Annotated in this window: 13 protein-coding genes; 7 read left to right on the top strand and 6 right to left on the bottom strand. The window is 58.2% G+C overall.

What is annotated here, in order from left to right; genetic code table 11:
- The first annotated feature begins 96 nt into the window (after nt 1-96).
- Genes ACK4FF_RS08545 through phnE form a run of 4 tightly spaced genes read left to right on the top strand, consistent with a single transcriptional unit; the run spans nt 97 to nt 3475 of the window.
- Nucleotides 97-966, top strand: coding sequence for a putative selenate ABC transporter substrate-binding protein (locus tag ACK4FF_RS08545; protein ID WP_409707422.1), 870 nt, complete (start codon nt 97-99; stop codon nt 964-966).
- Complete coding sequence (locus ACK4FF_RS08540) at nt 963-1793, top strand: phosphonate ABC transporter ATP-binding protein (protein WP_409707419.1); 831 nt, start codon at nt 963-965, stop codon at nt 1791-1793. The genes ACK4FF_RS08545 and ACK4FF_RS08540 overlap by 4 nt, the downstream gene beginning before the upstream one ends.
- 6 nt (nt 1794-1799) lie before the next feature.
- Entirely contained in the window at nt 1800-2645 is an 846-nt protein-coding gene (locus ACK4FF_RS08535; RefSeq protein WP_409707416.1) for a PhnE/PtxC family ABC transporter permease, read from the top strand.
- Nucleotides 2642-3475, top strand: a complete 834-nt coding sequence (gene phnE, locus ACK4FF_RS08530) for a phosphonate ABC transporter, permease protein PhnE (RefSeq protein ID WP_409707414.1) — start codon at nt 2642-2644, stop codon at nt 3473-3475. Before ACK4FF_RS08535 ends, phnE begins: the two co-directional genes overlap by 4 nt.
- Before the next feature lie 20 nt (nt 3476-3495).
- Here the strand turns inward: phnE and ACK4FF_RS08525 are convergent, their stop codons facing one another.
- On the bottom strand, nt 3496-5361 hold the full coding sequence (locus tag ACK4FF_RS08525) for an N-acyl-D-amino-acid deacylase family protein (RefSeq protein ID WP_409707411.1): 1866 nt from the start codon (nt 5359-5361) through the stop codon (nt 3496-3498).
- Nucleotides 5362-5574: 213 nt separating this feature from the next.
- On the opposite strand from ACK4FF_RS08525, the gene ACK4FF_RS08520 reads away from it, so the two are divergent.
- Entirely contained in the window at nt 5575-5937 is a 363-nt protein-coding gene (locus tag ACK4FF_RS08520; protein WP_409707408.1) for a DMT family protein, read from the top strand.
- 41 nt (nt 5938-5978) lie between these two features.
- Here the strand turns inward: ACK4FF_RS08520 and ACK4FF_RS08515 are convergent, their stop codons facing one another.
- Together ACK4FF_RS08515 and ACK4FF_RS08510 are read right to left on the bottom strand one after the other, a co-directional pair.
- Nucleotides 5979-7292: a TIGR03118 family protein gene (locus tag ACK4FF_RS08515; RefSeq protein WP_409707405.1), complete on the bottom strand. Its 1314-nt coding sequence runs from the start codon at nt 7290-7292 to the stop codon at nt 5979-5981.
- 113 nt (nt 7293-7405) lie between these two features.
- Nucleotides 7406-7852: a hypothetical protein gene (locus tag ACK4FF_RS08510; protein ID WP_409707402.1), complete on the bottom strand. Its 447-nt coding sequence runs from the start codon at nt 7850-7852 to the stop codon at nt 7406-7408.
- A 242-nt stretch (nt 7853-8094) separates the two neighbouring features.
- On the opposite strand from ACK4FF_RS08510, the gene ACK4FF_RS08505 reads away from it, so the two are divergent.
- On the top strand, nt 8095-9765 hold the full coding sequence (locus ACK4FF_RS08505; RefSeq protein WP_409707399.1) for an MFS transporter: 1671 nt from the start codon (nt 8095-8097) through the stop codon (nt 9763-9765).
- Nucleotides 9766-9884: 119 nt separating this feature from the next.
- Entirely contained in the window at nt 9885-10100 is a 216-nt protein-coding gene (locus ACK4FF_RS08500) for a hypothetical protein (protein WP_409707396.1), read from the top strand.
- 61 nt (nt 10101-10161) lie between these two features.
- Here ACK4FF_RS08500 and corA read toward each other — a convergent pair whose 3' ends face one another.
- From corA to ACK4FF_RS08485, 3 genes are all read right to left on the bottom strand, one after another.
- Complete coding sequence (gene corA / locus ACK4FF_RS08495; RefSeq protein ID WP_409707393.1) at nt 10162-11124, bottom strand: magnesium/cobalt transporter CorA; 963 nt, start codon at nt 11122-11124, stop codon at nt 10162-10164.
- A 12-nt stretch (nt 11125-11136) separates the two neighbouring features.
- On the bottom strand, nt 11137-11850 hold the full coding sequence (locus ACK4FF_RS08490) for a hypothetical protein (RefSeq protein WP_409707390.1): 714 nt from the start codon (nt 11848-11850) through the stop codon (nt 11137-11139).
- 236 nt (nt 11851-12086) lie between these two features.
- On the bottom strand, nt 12087-12998 hold the full coding sequence (locus ACK4FF_RS08485) for a dihydrodipicolinate synthase family protein (protein ID WP_409707387.1): 912 nt from the start codon (nt 12996-12998) through the stop codon (nt 12087-12089).
- Nucleotides 12999-13015: the final 17 nt, after the last annotated feature.

The following is a 13015-nucleotide window of genomic DNA, read 5'->3' as shown; positions in this document are numbered from 1 at the left end:
CTCGGGTTCTACTGAATAGGCGCGGTAAGCTGTTTGTCTCCTATACTGAGCAGCATCCTGCCAGCCCGAGCAGGTTTTTTTCTGGAGCAAAGCATCATGTCCCGACAACGTTTCTCAACTCTGTTTCGTACGATCGTGGCCATTGCCCTGACGGGTTCCGTCGCAATGGCCCATGCCGAGCAAGTGTTTCGTGTGACTGCGATTCCCGATGAGTCGCCCACCGAGCTGGCCCGAAAGGCCGCTCCCCTGATGAAATACCTGTCCGAGAAACTGGGCATGAAAGTGGAATACACGCCGGTGACCGATTACGCCGCGTCCGTAGAGGCCTTGGTGAACAAGCAGGTGGACATGGCTTGGTTTGGTGGTTTTACCTTTGTGCAGGCCAATGTACGGTCCAATGGGCAGGTGATTCCTCTGGTTCAGCGTTCGGAGGACGAACGCTTCCGTTCAGTGTTCATCACCACTGAGCCAGACATCAAAAACCTCGAAGACCTGCGCGGTAAAAGCGTGTCGTTTGGGTCGGCATCCAGCACTTCGGGCCACCTGATGCCCCGCAGTTTCCTGCAGGATGTGGCTTACCTGAACCCCGAAAAAGATTTCAAGCGTGTGTCCTTTTCCGGGGCGCACGACGCGACCATTGCCGCCGTGGCTGCTGGCAAGGTGGATGCCGGTGCCCTGAACATCTCCGTGTGGGAAAAGTTTGTGACTGAGAAGAAGGTGGACACCAGCAAAGTGCGCGTGTTCTACACCACCCCCGAGTACTACGACTACAACTGGACCGTGCACAACGGCGTGTCTCCTGAAGTGCGCAAGAAATTGGTCGATGCCTTCCTGGCTTTGGACAAAAACACCCCTCAAGGCAAGGAAATTCTCGAGTTGCAGCGGGCCAGCAAGTTTGTACCCACCAAGACCGAGAACTACGCGGGCATTGAACGGGCAGCGCGTTCCGCAGGCCTGCTCAAGTGAATCTGGTGATGCAGCAGTGCACTGGCCGCCACCCGGCGGCCGGTGCGAATGCGCCTGCCGCTGTGCGCGGCTTGAGCATTCAAGTGCAGGCTGGCGAGCAGGTGGCTGTGATTGGGCCTTCCGGGGCCGGTAAAACCACCTTGCTGCACCTCATGGCTTGTGCGTTGACCCCGGTGCAAGGGCGATTGTCCCTGAATGGACAAGACCCCTGGGCCCAGTCTGCCGCAGGCTTGAGGGCTTTGCGCAAAGCCCTGTTTTTGGCCCCGCAGGTGCCGCCACTCCCACCGCGCCAGCGCGTGGTGACTGCCGTGTTGGCCGGCTGCTTGCCGCAGTGGGGGGCTTGGCGAAGCCTGAAGAATCTGTTTTATCCCCAGGACATTCCCGCCGCCTACGCGGCATTGAAGCAGTTTGATTTGGGCGAGAAAATCTTCGAAAGGGTTGATCGCCTCTCAGGCGGTGAGCGTCAGCGTGTGGGCCTGGCCCGGTCACTGGTGTGCGGGGCAAGCCTTTGGCTGGTGGACGAGCCCTTGTCGGCGCTGGACCCTGTGCGCGCCTCGCAAGCCATGAACACCTTGACCGAGTCGGCCCGCAGCCGAGAGGCCACCTTGGTGTGTACCTTGCACCAAGTGGACATGGCCCTCAAACATTTTCCCCGCATTGTGGGTTTGCGCGGCGGCGAGTTGGCGTTTGATTTGCCTGCAGCCCAAGTGACCACCGAGTTGTTGGAGGACTTGTACGCCCAACACCTGGAGGAATTGCACAGCCCCGTGCCGTTGGACCGGCCTGCCGCAGCCCAACCCGCCCCTGTCGCCATGCATTGTCGGTGACCGCGCATGTCTGCGATCAGCCCACGCACCGATCACTCGCCCGCCATGCATGACCCTGCTTGGTGGCCGCGTGTGTTCTGGGCCTTGGCCGCCGGGGTGGTGTGCTGGCCCTTGTTGGTGATGACCGAGTTCAAGCCCTGGGTGTTGTTGCAGGAAGAGAACCTCAAGCCCACCTTGAATTTTCTGAAAGACATGTGGCCGCTGAAGCTGGAGTTGGACTTTCTCCAATTTGTGCTCAAGGAAACTTGGCGCACAGTGGCTATTGCCACCACCGGGTTGGCATTGGCTTGGGTGATTGCTGTGCCGGTTGCACTGGTGTCGGTGCGTGTGCTGTCGATTTCTGCACTCACTGGCCGCATGGCTGCTTGGCCAGCCTTTGTGCGTGTGCTGGTCCGGGCTGTGGCCATTGTGCTGCGCAGTGTGCCGGAATTGATTTGGGCCCTGGTGTTTGTGCGAGTGGTGGGCTTGGGCCCCACGGCCGGGGTACTGGCCATTGCACTCACCTACGGCGGCATGTTGGGCAAAGTGTATGCCGACATCATTGAATCAGGCGACGGGCATGTGCCGCAGGCCCTGTTGCGCAATGGGGCTTCGCGCTTGCAGGCCTTTTTCTATGGGGCGCTGCCACAGAATGCAGGTGAGCTGGCCAGCTACACCATTTACCGTTGGGAGTGTGCCATCCGTTCGTCTGCCGTGTTGGGTTTTGTCGGTGCAGGGGGCTTGGGCCAGCAACTGGATTCCTCCATGAAAATGTTTGCCGGGTCGGAAGTGGGCACCATGCTGCTGATGTTCATTGTGCTGGTGTGGATGGCGGACCGGGCCAGCGCCTGGGTGCGAAAGGTGTTGGCATGAACCACTTGCCCAAGCCCAACGATGAATTGATTCCCCAATGGCCGCGCACCCTGTTCAACGCCCGTTGCCTGTCGTGTTGGTTGACGGTGGGCCTGATGGCCTTGGTGGTGTTGAGTTTTGTCAGCCTGGATTTGCAGTGGCGCCAGTTTTTTTCTGTGGATGCCGCGCAGCGTATGGGCAAGTTTTTGGCCGAGTTATTGCGGCCTGAGTTCGGCGCTGCGTTCCTGAAGCGGGTGGGTGTGGCCACCCTGGAAACCTTGGCCATGTCGGCTTTGGGCACGGCCTTGGCGGCTGTGTTCGGGCTGTTTTGGGCCTTGCCCGCCAGCAAGGCCCATGATGCAGACCCGGCCCGCTGGAAGGTGTTGGCCCGTGGGGTGCTGAATGTGTTGCGCAGCATTCCGGAATTGGTGTGGGCTGCACTGATGCTGATTGCTTTGGGCCTTGGTCCCTTTGCAGGCACCATGGCCTTGGCCCTGCACACCACAGGGGTGTTGGGGCGCCTGTTTGCTGAAAGCATTGAGAATGCGCCACAAGACCCGGCCTTCGCCCTGCGTGTGCGCGGCGTGGGGCCACTGCGGGTGTTTGTGTACGCCACCTTGCCCGGCGTGTTGCCGCAACTGATCAGCTATACCCTGTACCGCTGGGAAAACAACATTCGCGCTGCGGCTATTTTGGGCGTGGTGGGGGCCGGTGGCCTTGGGCAGATGTTGTCGTTCCACATGGGCCTGTTCCAGATGCCAGAAACCAGCACCATTCTTTTGGCCATGATTCTGCTGGTGGCGGCTGTCGACGCATTCAGTTATTGGGTGCGCACCGCCTTGTCACGCTGAACGCATCGCCCACACTTCAATCACGCGGCCTTCAGCAGTCGCCCCATGGGTTCGCGCCCATACACGGGGGTGTACTGTCCTTCGCTCCAGCCCAGTTTGCCGCCAATCATCACGTGGGTGACCACGCCTTCGGGCCGGTTCACCACTTGCTTGCACTGGAAGGCGTCGCGGTACACCATGGCGTAGGTGGACTCAGGGTCCCAGCGCTGAAGGGCTTCGGGGTTGATTACACAGAGGTCGGCTTGCGCACCCGGGGCCAGCACACCCACATTCAATCCAAAGAATTGCGCAGGGGCTTGAGTCAGGCGATGCACCGCTTGGCTCACCACCAGCAAGCCATCGGTCTGTGCAATCTTCAGGGTGCGCAGGTTGCCGTCATAAAACGCCAGGTTGGTGAGGTGGGCGCCACTGTCATTAAAGCCGGGCAGGGTTTGGGGGTGGAACAGCAGTTTTTTCAGCACAGCCGGGTTGCGGTTGGCCACCACGGTTTCCCATCGGAAGGCCAAGTCCCAGTGGCGCAGCAGGTGCAGGAAAAATTCGGCGTCGTCACGTGTCGGGCTTGGGAAGCTGTTCAGCACTGCGGCCTCGGCCTCACTCACTGAGGCTGGGCTCAAGCGGCGAGCCTGCCAACTTTGCACCTGCTTCCACGCCTGCTCCAGTGTCCAGCCCTTCCATTCGGGCAAGGGGCAGTCGGCAATGCGCATGTCGTCCAAGCGGCGGTTCAGGACATTGTGCTCGCGGTTGAGAATGCGCATCAGGTTGGCCAAATTCCAGCCCGACTTGCCTTTGAACCACATGGTGCGAAAGGCCTTGATCCATGCCGGGTCGTTCAGCAGTTTGAGGCGGCCCTGCACATCGTCCAATTCCAGTTCGTTGAGCACCCGCAGTTCCGGAATTTCTTCGGCCACGGGGGTTATGACGCCATCAGCCCACAAGCGGAACTGGGCCGAGAGGGCCTGAAACCGGAAGTGGCCGCGCAGCAGGCGGGAATTGAGAATTGCCGAAAGCAACAAACCCAGTTTGGCCACGCCTTTGTTGGTGAACAGGTCAATGGCGGCTGTGGCGGTGGTTTTCAGGGCTTTGCCATAAAGCAGGCCACTGGTGAGCAGAAAGAGCCGCGCTGTCTTTAAGGGGTTGTCCTTCGGCGGGGTGGCCTGCCAAACCCGGTTGTGCTTTCGGACAATCTGAGTCAGTCGTTTCAGTTCCGAGAAGCTGGCGAACTGGGTTGGAATTTTTTTGCGGGTGTTGGGCTGATTGGCCAAAAAGTGAAAGGGTAAGCCGTCGGTTGAAAACCCGGCATAGCCCTCCTGCATGCCTTGCTCCAGCAATTGCTCCATGCGCTTAAGTTCATCGGCGGTGGGGTCGCGCTGTACCGACGCGTTCAGGCCCATCACTTCAATACGCAGCATGGAATGGGGAATCAGAGGCACCACATTGGGCCCCAAGGCCATGCCCTCAAAATGGCTGAGGTAGTCGGCTGACGTTGTCCATGTGCAGGCCTGGGCCACCGCAGACAGCACATGCTTGGGCACATTTTCCACACGCGCGAAGCAATCCACGATCGGGTCTTCGCCGTTGCGCCGCTGGTTGCCGTAGGCCACACCCAGCGAGCAGTTGCTCATCACCACCGTGGTGGTGCCGTGGCGCACCACTTCAGGCAATTCCGGGGCAATCTCCACTTCCAGGTCAAGGTGGGTGTGAATGTCCAGCAGGCCGGGCATGAGCCACTGGCCTGTGCAGTCAATCACTTGGGTGTCCGGGTGTTGGGGGCTAAGGCTTCGGCCCATGCGGACAATGTGACCATCATCAACTTCAATGTCGGTGTGAATCGGGCTGTGGCCAGTGCCATCAAACACGAGTGCGTTGCTGAACAGGGTGCGGGTCATGGTGACAGGCGCCTAAGCGCAGCCGTTGAACGTGGGGCCAGTGTAGGCTGAACGCCCGTGCATGACTGTCAAATTGCGGACATTGCCAGCAGGCTGAGTGTACGCACTTGGCCATCAGGCCAGTGACGAGCCGCTTCGATTGCAGCGTGTTGAAGTTCATCACAGGCTGCGATGCGCGACAATGGGTGTTTCGCTGTTGACGATGGAGCGCGTATGCCCAATTGGCCGTTTCCTGCCATTCCTTCCACTGTGGGCCTGTTGCTGTTGAGCAATGTGTTCATGACCTTCGCCTGGTACGCCCATCTGCGCGATTTGGCCCAGAAGCCCTGGATTGTGGCGGCCCTGGTGAGTTGGGGCATTGCCTTGTTTGAGTACCTGTTGCAGGTGCCCGCCAACCGCCTGGGTTACACGGCGCTGTCGGTGGGCCAGTTAAAGATCATGCAGGAAATCATTTCGCTGACGGTGTTCATTCCGTTTGCGGTGTTTTACATGAAAGAGCCCTTGAAGCTGGATTACCTGTGGGCGGGGCTGTGCCTGTTGGGTGCGGCGTATTTCATGTTCAGGGACAAATTCTGAACAATCTGCCGCAAGGCACAGCCTGCATGAGTGTTCTCGCCTTAGCGTTTGTTGCTGCCCGCGGTGGTCGGTGGTGCCGGGCGAAGCGCAGCGAACAAACCCTGTGTTTCATCACCCGGCCCGGCCGCAACATACAGGGCGTTGCTGTCCCCAAGGCTTTGACCGTTGCCGAACTGCAGGCCCCACAATCCGGGAATGCCGATGACTTGGTCGTCGTCACCGCGAAGCCAGTCCACAAATCGGCCAGTCAGCACATCGAACGCGGCGATACGCCCCCGTCCGCCAAAGTTGCCCACCAGCAGGTGGCCCGACAACGCCCCAAAATCGGCAGGGGCGATGGCCAGCCCCCACGGCGCATTCAGGCGTTTGCTGTCGAAGATTTGAATCAACTGCCCTTCCAGGGTGTACATCACCACCTTGCCGCGGTCAGGCTTGGCGGTCTCGACACCCGCAGCGATCGCATCCTCCTCTGCGGCGAAAAACTGTGCGCTGTCATCAGGGTCAGCTTGAGTTTTGGCATATGCCACAAAGACGAACCAGCGCTCGCCAACACGGAGCACCTGCACGTTAAACGGGGCATAGTCGCCGGGCAGAAGTTGGCCATTGGGGCCGCTGCTGAATGGATTGGTGAACCCGGCCAGTTCTGTTTCCTGCCATTGGTCATTGAACTGTCGAAGCCTCGGTGAGCGGCCAAAGTCGGCAACCCACAGGGTGGACCAGTCGTCGGGCCGAATGGCCAAGCCGAAGAATGCTGCGCCATTGGCGCTGTCGTCGATCATGGCCACAGCAGGGCCGTCTTCGCGCACAGGGGTGCCCGGGCGGGCGGGGTCACGCTCTGTCCACCCGGACACAACGCCAGTGTCGGTGGCGAACAGGAAGCGCGCGGACCCTGAGAGTTTCACTGTTTGCCCGTTTAATTGAACCGGTTGGTTCTGGACGACAAACTGTGCGCTGTCCAGTGCGGCACCGTTGAACACAGTGCCGGTTGCAAAGCCCGGGGCTGACGGGTCCAGGGTGCCGGGAATCTCGACCAGTTTCAGATTGTCCTGAGACAAGCTGCGCAGGGCAGGGTTGGAGGAGGCGTTCACATCCCCAAGAAATTGGTAAGAGTACTGGCCCGCCGTGACCCAAAAGTGCCCGCCCGCACCGGCCGGGCGGATGGCGATGCCCCACGCGTTGATGAATTTGGACGATTCCTTGAAAGCCTTGAGTTCGGAGGGGTAGAGCGCTGTGCTGGCATCGTCGGTGGCCAGGTTGCGCAGGGTGTAACGGTTTTCTGGCGATGCCCAACAGCCCGGCAGGGTGCTCAAGGCGGGCAAAGTGCACATGATCTTGGAAAAACTGCGGCGGTCCATGAAGAGTCCTGAGGATATTGTTGGACCCTGATATTATTGCGAATGAGAATCAATCGCATAGATATGGCTTGCGTCTGCTCCGCGTGCGCTTGCTCACAGCCGAGCTGGCGGAATCATTGTTTGCTCATGTACGCGCGGGGCGGTTCGTGACACAGGCAGTCTTCCTCAATGCGCTGCGGCGTGGCTAGGCTGAGCCGGTCGGCCAGCAAGGTCAGCAAGGCTTGCTCAAAGCGCTGTCCATAACCGGCCTTTTCAGTGGCGTAGATGCGGCCCGGGTGTTGGTGTTCCAGCAAATTGGGCAGGTGAATTTCCGAGGACTGCACCAGCACCGGCGTGGTTGTGCAGAACTGACGCAGGAAGCTGGCGGTTTGTTCTGCAGAGGCGTCGCCAAGCTTGAGGTCGGAAATCAAAATGTCACATGGGGCTGTACAGGCCTGCAATTGCTGCAGTGAACGGAAGAAGCGCAACTCCACTTGGTCGCCTAACAACTCGCGCAGACGCAGCTCAAGCATGGCGCGGTGAATTTCAAAGTCTTCCAGACAAAAGAGGATGGGCTTCATGGACTTACGTGTCGCTGACCAAGTTCTTCACATCCTAGGCGATACCCCATCGGTGTGAGAAACTCGAGGGTTTTCCCCTCCCTCGGATGGATGCATCAGAGCGGAGTAAATGTTGCTGCGCATCATGATTTAACCCCCGTATTGGGGGAAAACCGTCAGAGTCCTGTCAGGATGCGACTCCATAGTCTGGACATCATCCAGCCCAACTGGATGTATTCATATACAAGCAAAGGAGACGTGAAATGGCGAGTGCAGCAGCCGCACGGCCGATGACGGGTGAAGAGAAAAAGGTAATTTTCGCTTCCTCGCTCGGTACAGTGTTTGAGTGGTACGACTTTTATCTATACGGTTCTTTGGCAGCCATCATTGCCAAGCAATTCTTCGCAGGCCTTGACCCCACATCCGCGTTCATTTTCGCGCTGCTGGCGTTTGCTGCGGGCTTTATCGTGCGCCCCTTCGGCGCGTTGGTGTTCGGTCGCCTGGGCGACATGATCGGCCGCAAGTACACCTTCCTGGTCACCATTCTGTTGATGGGCGGCTCCACGTTCATCGTGGGTATTCTCCCCAACTACAACTCCATCGGCGTTGCTGCACCAATCATCCTGATTGTGTTGCGTATGTTGCAAGGCTTGGCCCTGGGTGGTGAGTACGGTGGTGCGGCCACTTATGTGGCTGAACACGCGCCCAACGGCAAGCGTGGTGCCTACACAGCGTGGATTCAAACCACTGCCACATTGGGCCTGTTCCTGTCGTTGATCGTGATTCTGGGCACCCGGACCATCATCGGTGAAGAAGCCTTCGCTGACTGGGGCTGGCGTGTTCCATTCATTCTGTCGATTCTGCTTCTGGCGATTTCCGTCTGGATCCGGTTGACCATGAATGAATCCCCCGCCTTCAAGAAAATGAAGGAAGAGGGCAAGACCTCCAAGGCCCCATTGACCGAAGCCTTCGGCCAGTGGAAAAACCTGAAGCTGGTGATTCTGGCGCTGGTGGGTCTGGTGGCGGGTCAAGCCGTGGTGTGGTATTCCGGCCAGTTCTATGCGCTGTTCTTCCTGACTTCGGTCTTGAAGGTTGACGGTGCCACAGCCAACCTGTTGGTGGCTGCGTCCTTGATCATCGGTACACCCTTCTTCGTGATCTTCGGTTCGCTGTCTGACAAGATTGGCCGCAAGCCCATCATTCTGGGCGGCATGCTGATTGCAGCGCTGACTTACTTCCCCCTGTTCAACGCACTGACCCAAGCAGCCAACCCCGCGCTGGCTGAGGCTCAGGCCAAGAACAAGATTGTGGTGACTGCTGCACCTGGCGACTGTTCTTTCCAGGGCAACCCAGTTGCCCGCGAAATCGACTTCAAGAAGTCGTGCGACATCGCCAAGCGTTTCCTGGCACAGAACTCCGTGTCCTATGAAAACGTGACCACACCCGGGTTTGGTCAGGCAACCATTCAAATCGGCGAGAAGACCATCACAGCCCCCGTGGCCACTGTGGTGAACTCCAAGTTTGATGACGCCTCCAAAGCAGCGATCGACGGCTTCAAGAAGGAAGTGAAGGAAGCGTTGGTTGCCGCAGGCTACCCTGCCAAGGCTGACCCGGCCCGTGTGGACAAGGTGAAGATCATCATCATCCTGTCGATTCTGGTGATCTACGTGACCATGGTGTACGGCCCAATCGCCGCGATGCTGGTGGAAATGTTCCCCACACGCATTCGCTACACCTCCATGAGCTTGCCTTACCACATCGGTAACGGTTGGTTCGGTGGCCTGATGCCTACCATTGCCTTCGCGATGGTTGCTCAGAACGGCAATATGTACTACGGCTTGTGGTACCCCATCGTGATCGCTCTGGCCACCTTCGTGATCGGCCTGCTGTTTGTTCGCGAAACCAAAGATGTGGACATCTACGCTGAAGACTGATCGTCACTGATCAGTGTGTCGAACCCGGTTCCTGCCGGGTTCGGCATTCAAACAAGCGGCTTTCCGGTGTTGCCAAGAAGGCTGCTTCTTTGAATGCAAAAAGAAAGGAGCAGAAAACCATGTGGAAAATTGTGTTGGGTTTTATCGTGTTTGCCGCGATTTCTCTGTTTGTGATCATGAAGGGTGGAGACAACCTGGACATGAGTGGTGAAAAGCACGGCGGTGATTCACACGCTGAGCCAGCCAAACCAGCCGAGGCACCGGCCGCACCTGTTGCTGCCCCCGCTGCTGAAGCGCCTGCCGCACAACCGGCTGCGCCTGCTGCAAAGCCCTGATCGTTCAGAGCCTGCTGAGCAAAAACCCCGGTGTCAAAAGCACCGGGGTTTTTCTTTTGAGTTACTTCAACCAGCCCTTTTTGCGAAAGTAAGCGTAAGGAATGATCACGCTGGTGACCATCAGCGCCAAGGCCATGGGGTAGCCCCAACGTTGCCCAAGCTCAGGCATGTATTCGAAGTTCATGCCGTAGATGCTGGCAATCAGCGTGGGAGGCAACATGGCCACAGAGGCCACAGAGAAAATTTTCACCACCTTGTTCTGGTTGATGTTGATGAAGCCGATGATGGCGTCCATCAGAAAGTTGATTTTGTCGAAAATAAAGGCGGTATGACCATTGAGCGATTCAATGTCCCGCAACACCTGCTGGGCGACTTTGGTCTGGCTTTTGTCCAGCAATGGTTCGCGCATCAGGAACGACAGGGCGCGTCGGGTGTCCATCAGGTTTCTTCGTATGGTGCCGTTCAGGGCTTCCTGCCGCGCGATCTGACCAATGAACTCTTCAGCGTCGGAATCGCTGCCGCGCCGCTCATTGAGCACGCTGCTGCTGATGTTGACCAAGGTGCCATGAATGTCCTCAAGCACGTCGGCAGAGTACTCCACATCGGTGGCGTACAGGGCGATGAGCAATGCCATTGGGCTGCGGTCGACGTGGCCCTGTGCCCGGGTTTTCAGGCGCAACAGGCGAATCACGGGTACGTCATCCTCGTGAACACTGACCAGGGTGCCTCGGCAAATTGCAAGCTGTGTGGGCATCACTGCATGGCCTTGCTGCCGCCCTGCCATGAAGTCAGCGCGCAGGTAAAGGATGTGGTCTTCCTCATACACACGGGCACTGCTCTCGAAATCCTCGGTGTGGCCCGGAATGCTGGCCACCATGCCCAGGGTGTCTTCGACCCACTGTGCTTCCGCATCAGTCGGTGCAATCAGGTCCACCCAGATCAACCGGTCGGTATTCTGGTTGAAATCGTGAGGTGTGTTCAGGTGCAGTGTTCTGCCTTGGCGCTCTGCAAACAAATGCAACATGATGATTCTCCTTCAGGGCAGAATGCGGTCAGACAACAGGCGAATTCCAATGGAGGTCCACCGCTCGTCGTCGCTGAAACGGCTGCGGTTGCCCACGGTGGCGTCCAGTTGCATGCGGTTGGGGATCAGCCAGTAACGCACACCCAGTTGAATGAACGGTCGGCCAGCTTCTTGCCGGAAAGTCTCGGCAATCAGCCATGTGCGTTGTCCTGTCTGGTGTTCAAGCCCCAAGCCCAGTGTGGCCTCCAAACCCCGGTCATGCGGTAAACGCGCAACTCCAGCGTTCAGGTGCAGAAAGCTGCGTTCAGGAATGAGTGAAATGCTGACTGGCACGTATATGTAGCTTTGTCGTTCCAGGTCAGTGGGCCGATTCAGTGTGCCCACTGCCAAGCCAATGCCCCATTGTTCGTCCGTCAACGGTTGCAGAATGGTTTTCACCTGGCCTTGAACATCGGTGGTGCTGTACTGCCCGGCTTCGCGGGTTTGTGCGCCACCCAGGGTGATCTCGAGGTTGTCCGCCACATTGCAGGCGGGCAGCGCCCAAAGCTCGGTGGTGTCTCGGTTCAGGCGTGTCCACGCTTCAAGTTGGCAGGCTTTGGCATCGACCACTCTTGCGTCGTCAGTGATCATGGGGCGTGCAGCATTGGCCTGGGGCGCATTGAGCACGCAGCACAGGGCGCTCAGCAAAACCAGCAAGCGCAGCGGTATGAATTTGGGTGCGAACATGATGCGCATCCTCCTGATTGATTGTGAAAGTTGTCAGGAAGCGCGCTGGGCCTGTTGTTGGGAAACAGGGGGCTGCTGCCTGGCCAGACTGGCCAGGTCAACACGCATGAAAGGTCGTGATTATCTGGCCGAGTGTCGTTTCGTTCGAGGTTGGTCGGGTTGATTGTTCACGGTGTGCGTGTCACTGTAATTAAAACGTCGCCAAGTTACTTCCGGATGATTCGAAAGTCAAGGGTTCATCGTGCTTCAGCTTGAATTTTTGGTTCGGCAGGGGGCGCGATCGCTGAGGTCCACGCCTCGTTGTGGGACAAAGGCTGCAGTGGCATCCGCAGTTCGTTGCTGACCAGCCCCAGCTCGGACAGGTGGTACTTGAGTGCGCCAATCACGGAGTCTCCCCCGAGCATGTGCAAACATCGATCAAAGAGCATTCTGTCTGGATTGGAGAGTTTGCCTTCTTGGCTGTGCATGCGACACACAAGCCCGGGGGCCAGTTGCGCCGCGGCGCTGGCGATGGCTTGACCACCCTGTTGCAGGAAAGAGGGCAGTTGGGAGTCATCGCCACACAGCACATCCAGCGGCGAGTTGGCCAATAACGTGGCCCAGTCCTCGCCGTCGCGCAAGGTGTGACGCACTGCCCGCAGTGTGCGGAATTGATTGGAGCTTTGGCGTGTTGATTCGCTCAGCAGGTTCAATTGGGCAAGGTCCAATCCGAATCCGCGGCGCTGTGCATCGTTGTCGATGATCAGCGGCAGTGGGCTGGCTTGGCAAAGTGCTTCAAAATGTCCCAGCAGTTCGCTCTCATTCGGTTGCGTGTAAAAACTGGGTACCGACACCATCAAGCCATCGACGGGCTGCTGTGCGTGAAAACGGATGGATTCAATCGCTTTGGCCGTGGATTGGCTGCCAATTGAGGTGATGACTTTGCAGCGTTGTCCAACGACTGAGAGGGTTGTGCTGACCAAGCGTTCAACTTCATGGTCTGTGAGCAACAGCCGTTCAGCGCAGCAACCACCGACGATGACGCCTTGCACTGGGTAGTCGAGTATCCACTCAAGCAGTCTGGTCAGACTCTTCAGGTCGATATTCTTGTTCTTGATCGGGGTAATGAGAGGGACCCAAACCCCGTTGAATCGAGCTAGCCGTGTCATGTCCCTTGTTTCCGCGG

Source organism: Limnobacter sp. (assembly GCF_046297615.1).
Taxonomy (GTDB): Bacteria; Pseudomonadota; Gammaproteobacteria; order Burkholderiales; family Burkholderiaceae_B; genus Limnobacter.
This window is presented reverse-complemented; position numbering and strand designations above follow the sequence as displayed.

What these genes read in the sequence shown, in the direction of transcription:
- ACK4FF_RS08545 (WP_409707422.1), top strand. Translation starts at nt 97, where the DNA reads ATGTCCCGACAACGTTTCTCAACTCTGTTTCGTACGATCGTGGCCATT.
- ACK4FF_RS08535 (WP_409707416.1), top strand. Translation starts at nt 1,800, where the DNA reads ATGTCTGCGATCAGCCCACGCACCGATCACTCGCCCGCCATGCATGAC.
- phnE (WP_409707414.1), top strand. Translation starts at nt 2,642, where the DNA reads ATGAACCACTTGCCCAAGCCCAACGATGAATTGATTCCCCAATGGCCG.
- ACK4FF_RS08525 (WP_409707411.1), bottom strand. Translation starts at nt 5,361, where the DNA reads ATGACCCGCACCCTGTTCAGCAACGCACTCGTGTTTGATGGCACTGGC.
- ACK4FF_RS08520 (WP_409707408.1), top strand. Translation starts at nt 5,575, where the DNA reads ATGCCCAATTGGCCGTTTCCTGCCATTCCTTCCACTGTGGGCCTGTTG.
- ACK4FF_RS08515 (WP_409707405.1), bottom strand. Translation starts at nt 7,292, where the DNA reads ATGGACCGCCGCAGTTTTTCCAAGATCATGTGCACTTTGCCCGCCTTG.
- ACK4FF_RS08510 (WP_409707402.1), bottom strand. Translation starts at nt 7,852, where the DNA reads ATGAAGCCCATCCTCTTTTGTCTGGAAGACTTTGAAATTCACCGCGCC.
- ACK4FF_RS08505 (WP_409707399.1), top strand. Translation starts at nt 8,095, where the DNA reads ATGGCGAGTGCAGCAGCCGCACGGCCGATGACGGGTGAAGAGAAAAAG.
- ACK4FF_RS08500 (WP_409707396.1), top strand. Translation starts at nt 9,885, where the DNA reads ATGTGGAAAATTGTGTTGGGTTTTATCGTGTTTGCCGCGATTTCTCTG.
- corA (WP_409707393.1), bottom strand. Translation starts at nt 11,124, where the DNA reads ATGTTGCATTTGTTTGCAGAGCGCCAAGGCAGAACACTGCACCTGAAC.
- ACK4FF_RS08490 (WP_409707390.1), bottom strand. Translation starts at nt 11,850, where the DNA reads ATGTTCGCACCCAAATTCATACCGCTGCGCTTGCTGGTTTTGCTGAGC.
- ACK4FF_RS08485 (WP_409707387.1), bottom strand. Translation starts at nt 12,998, where the DNA reads ATGACACGGCTAGCTCGATTCAACGGGGTTTGGGTCCCTCTCATTACC.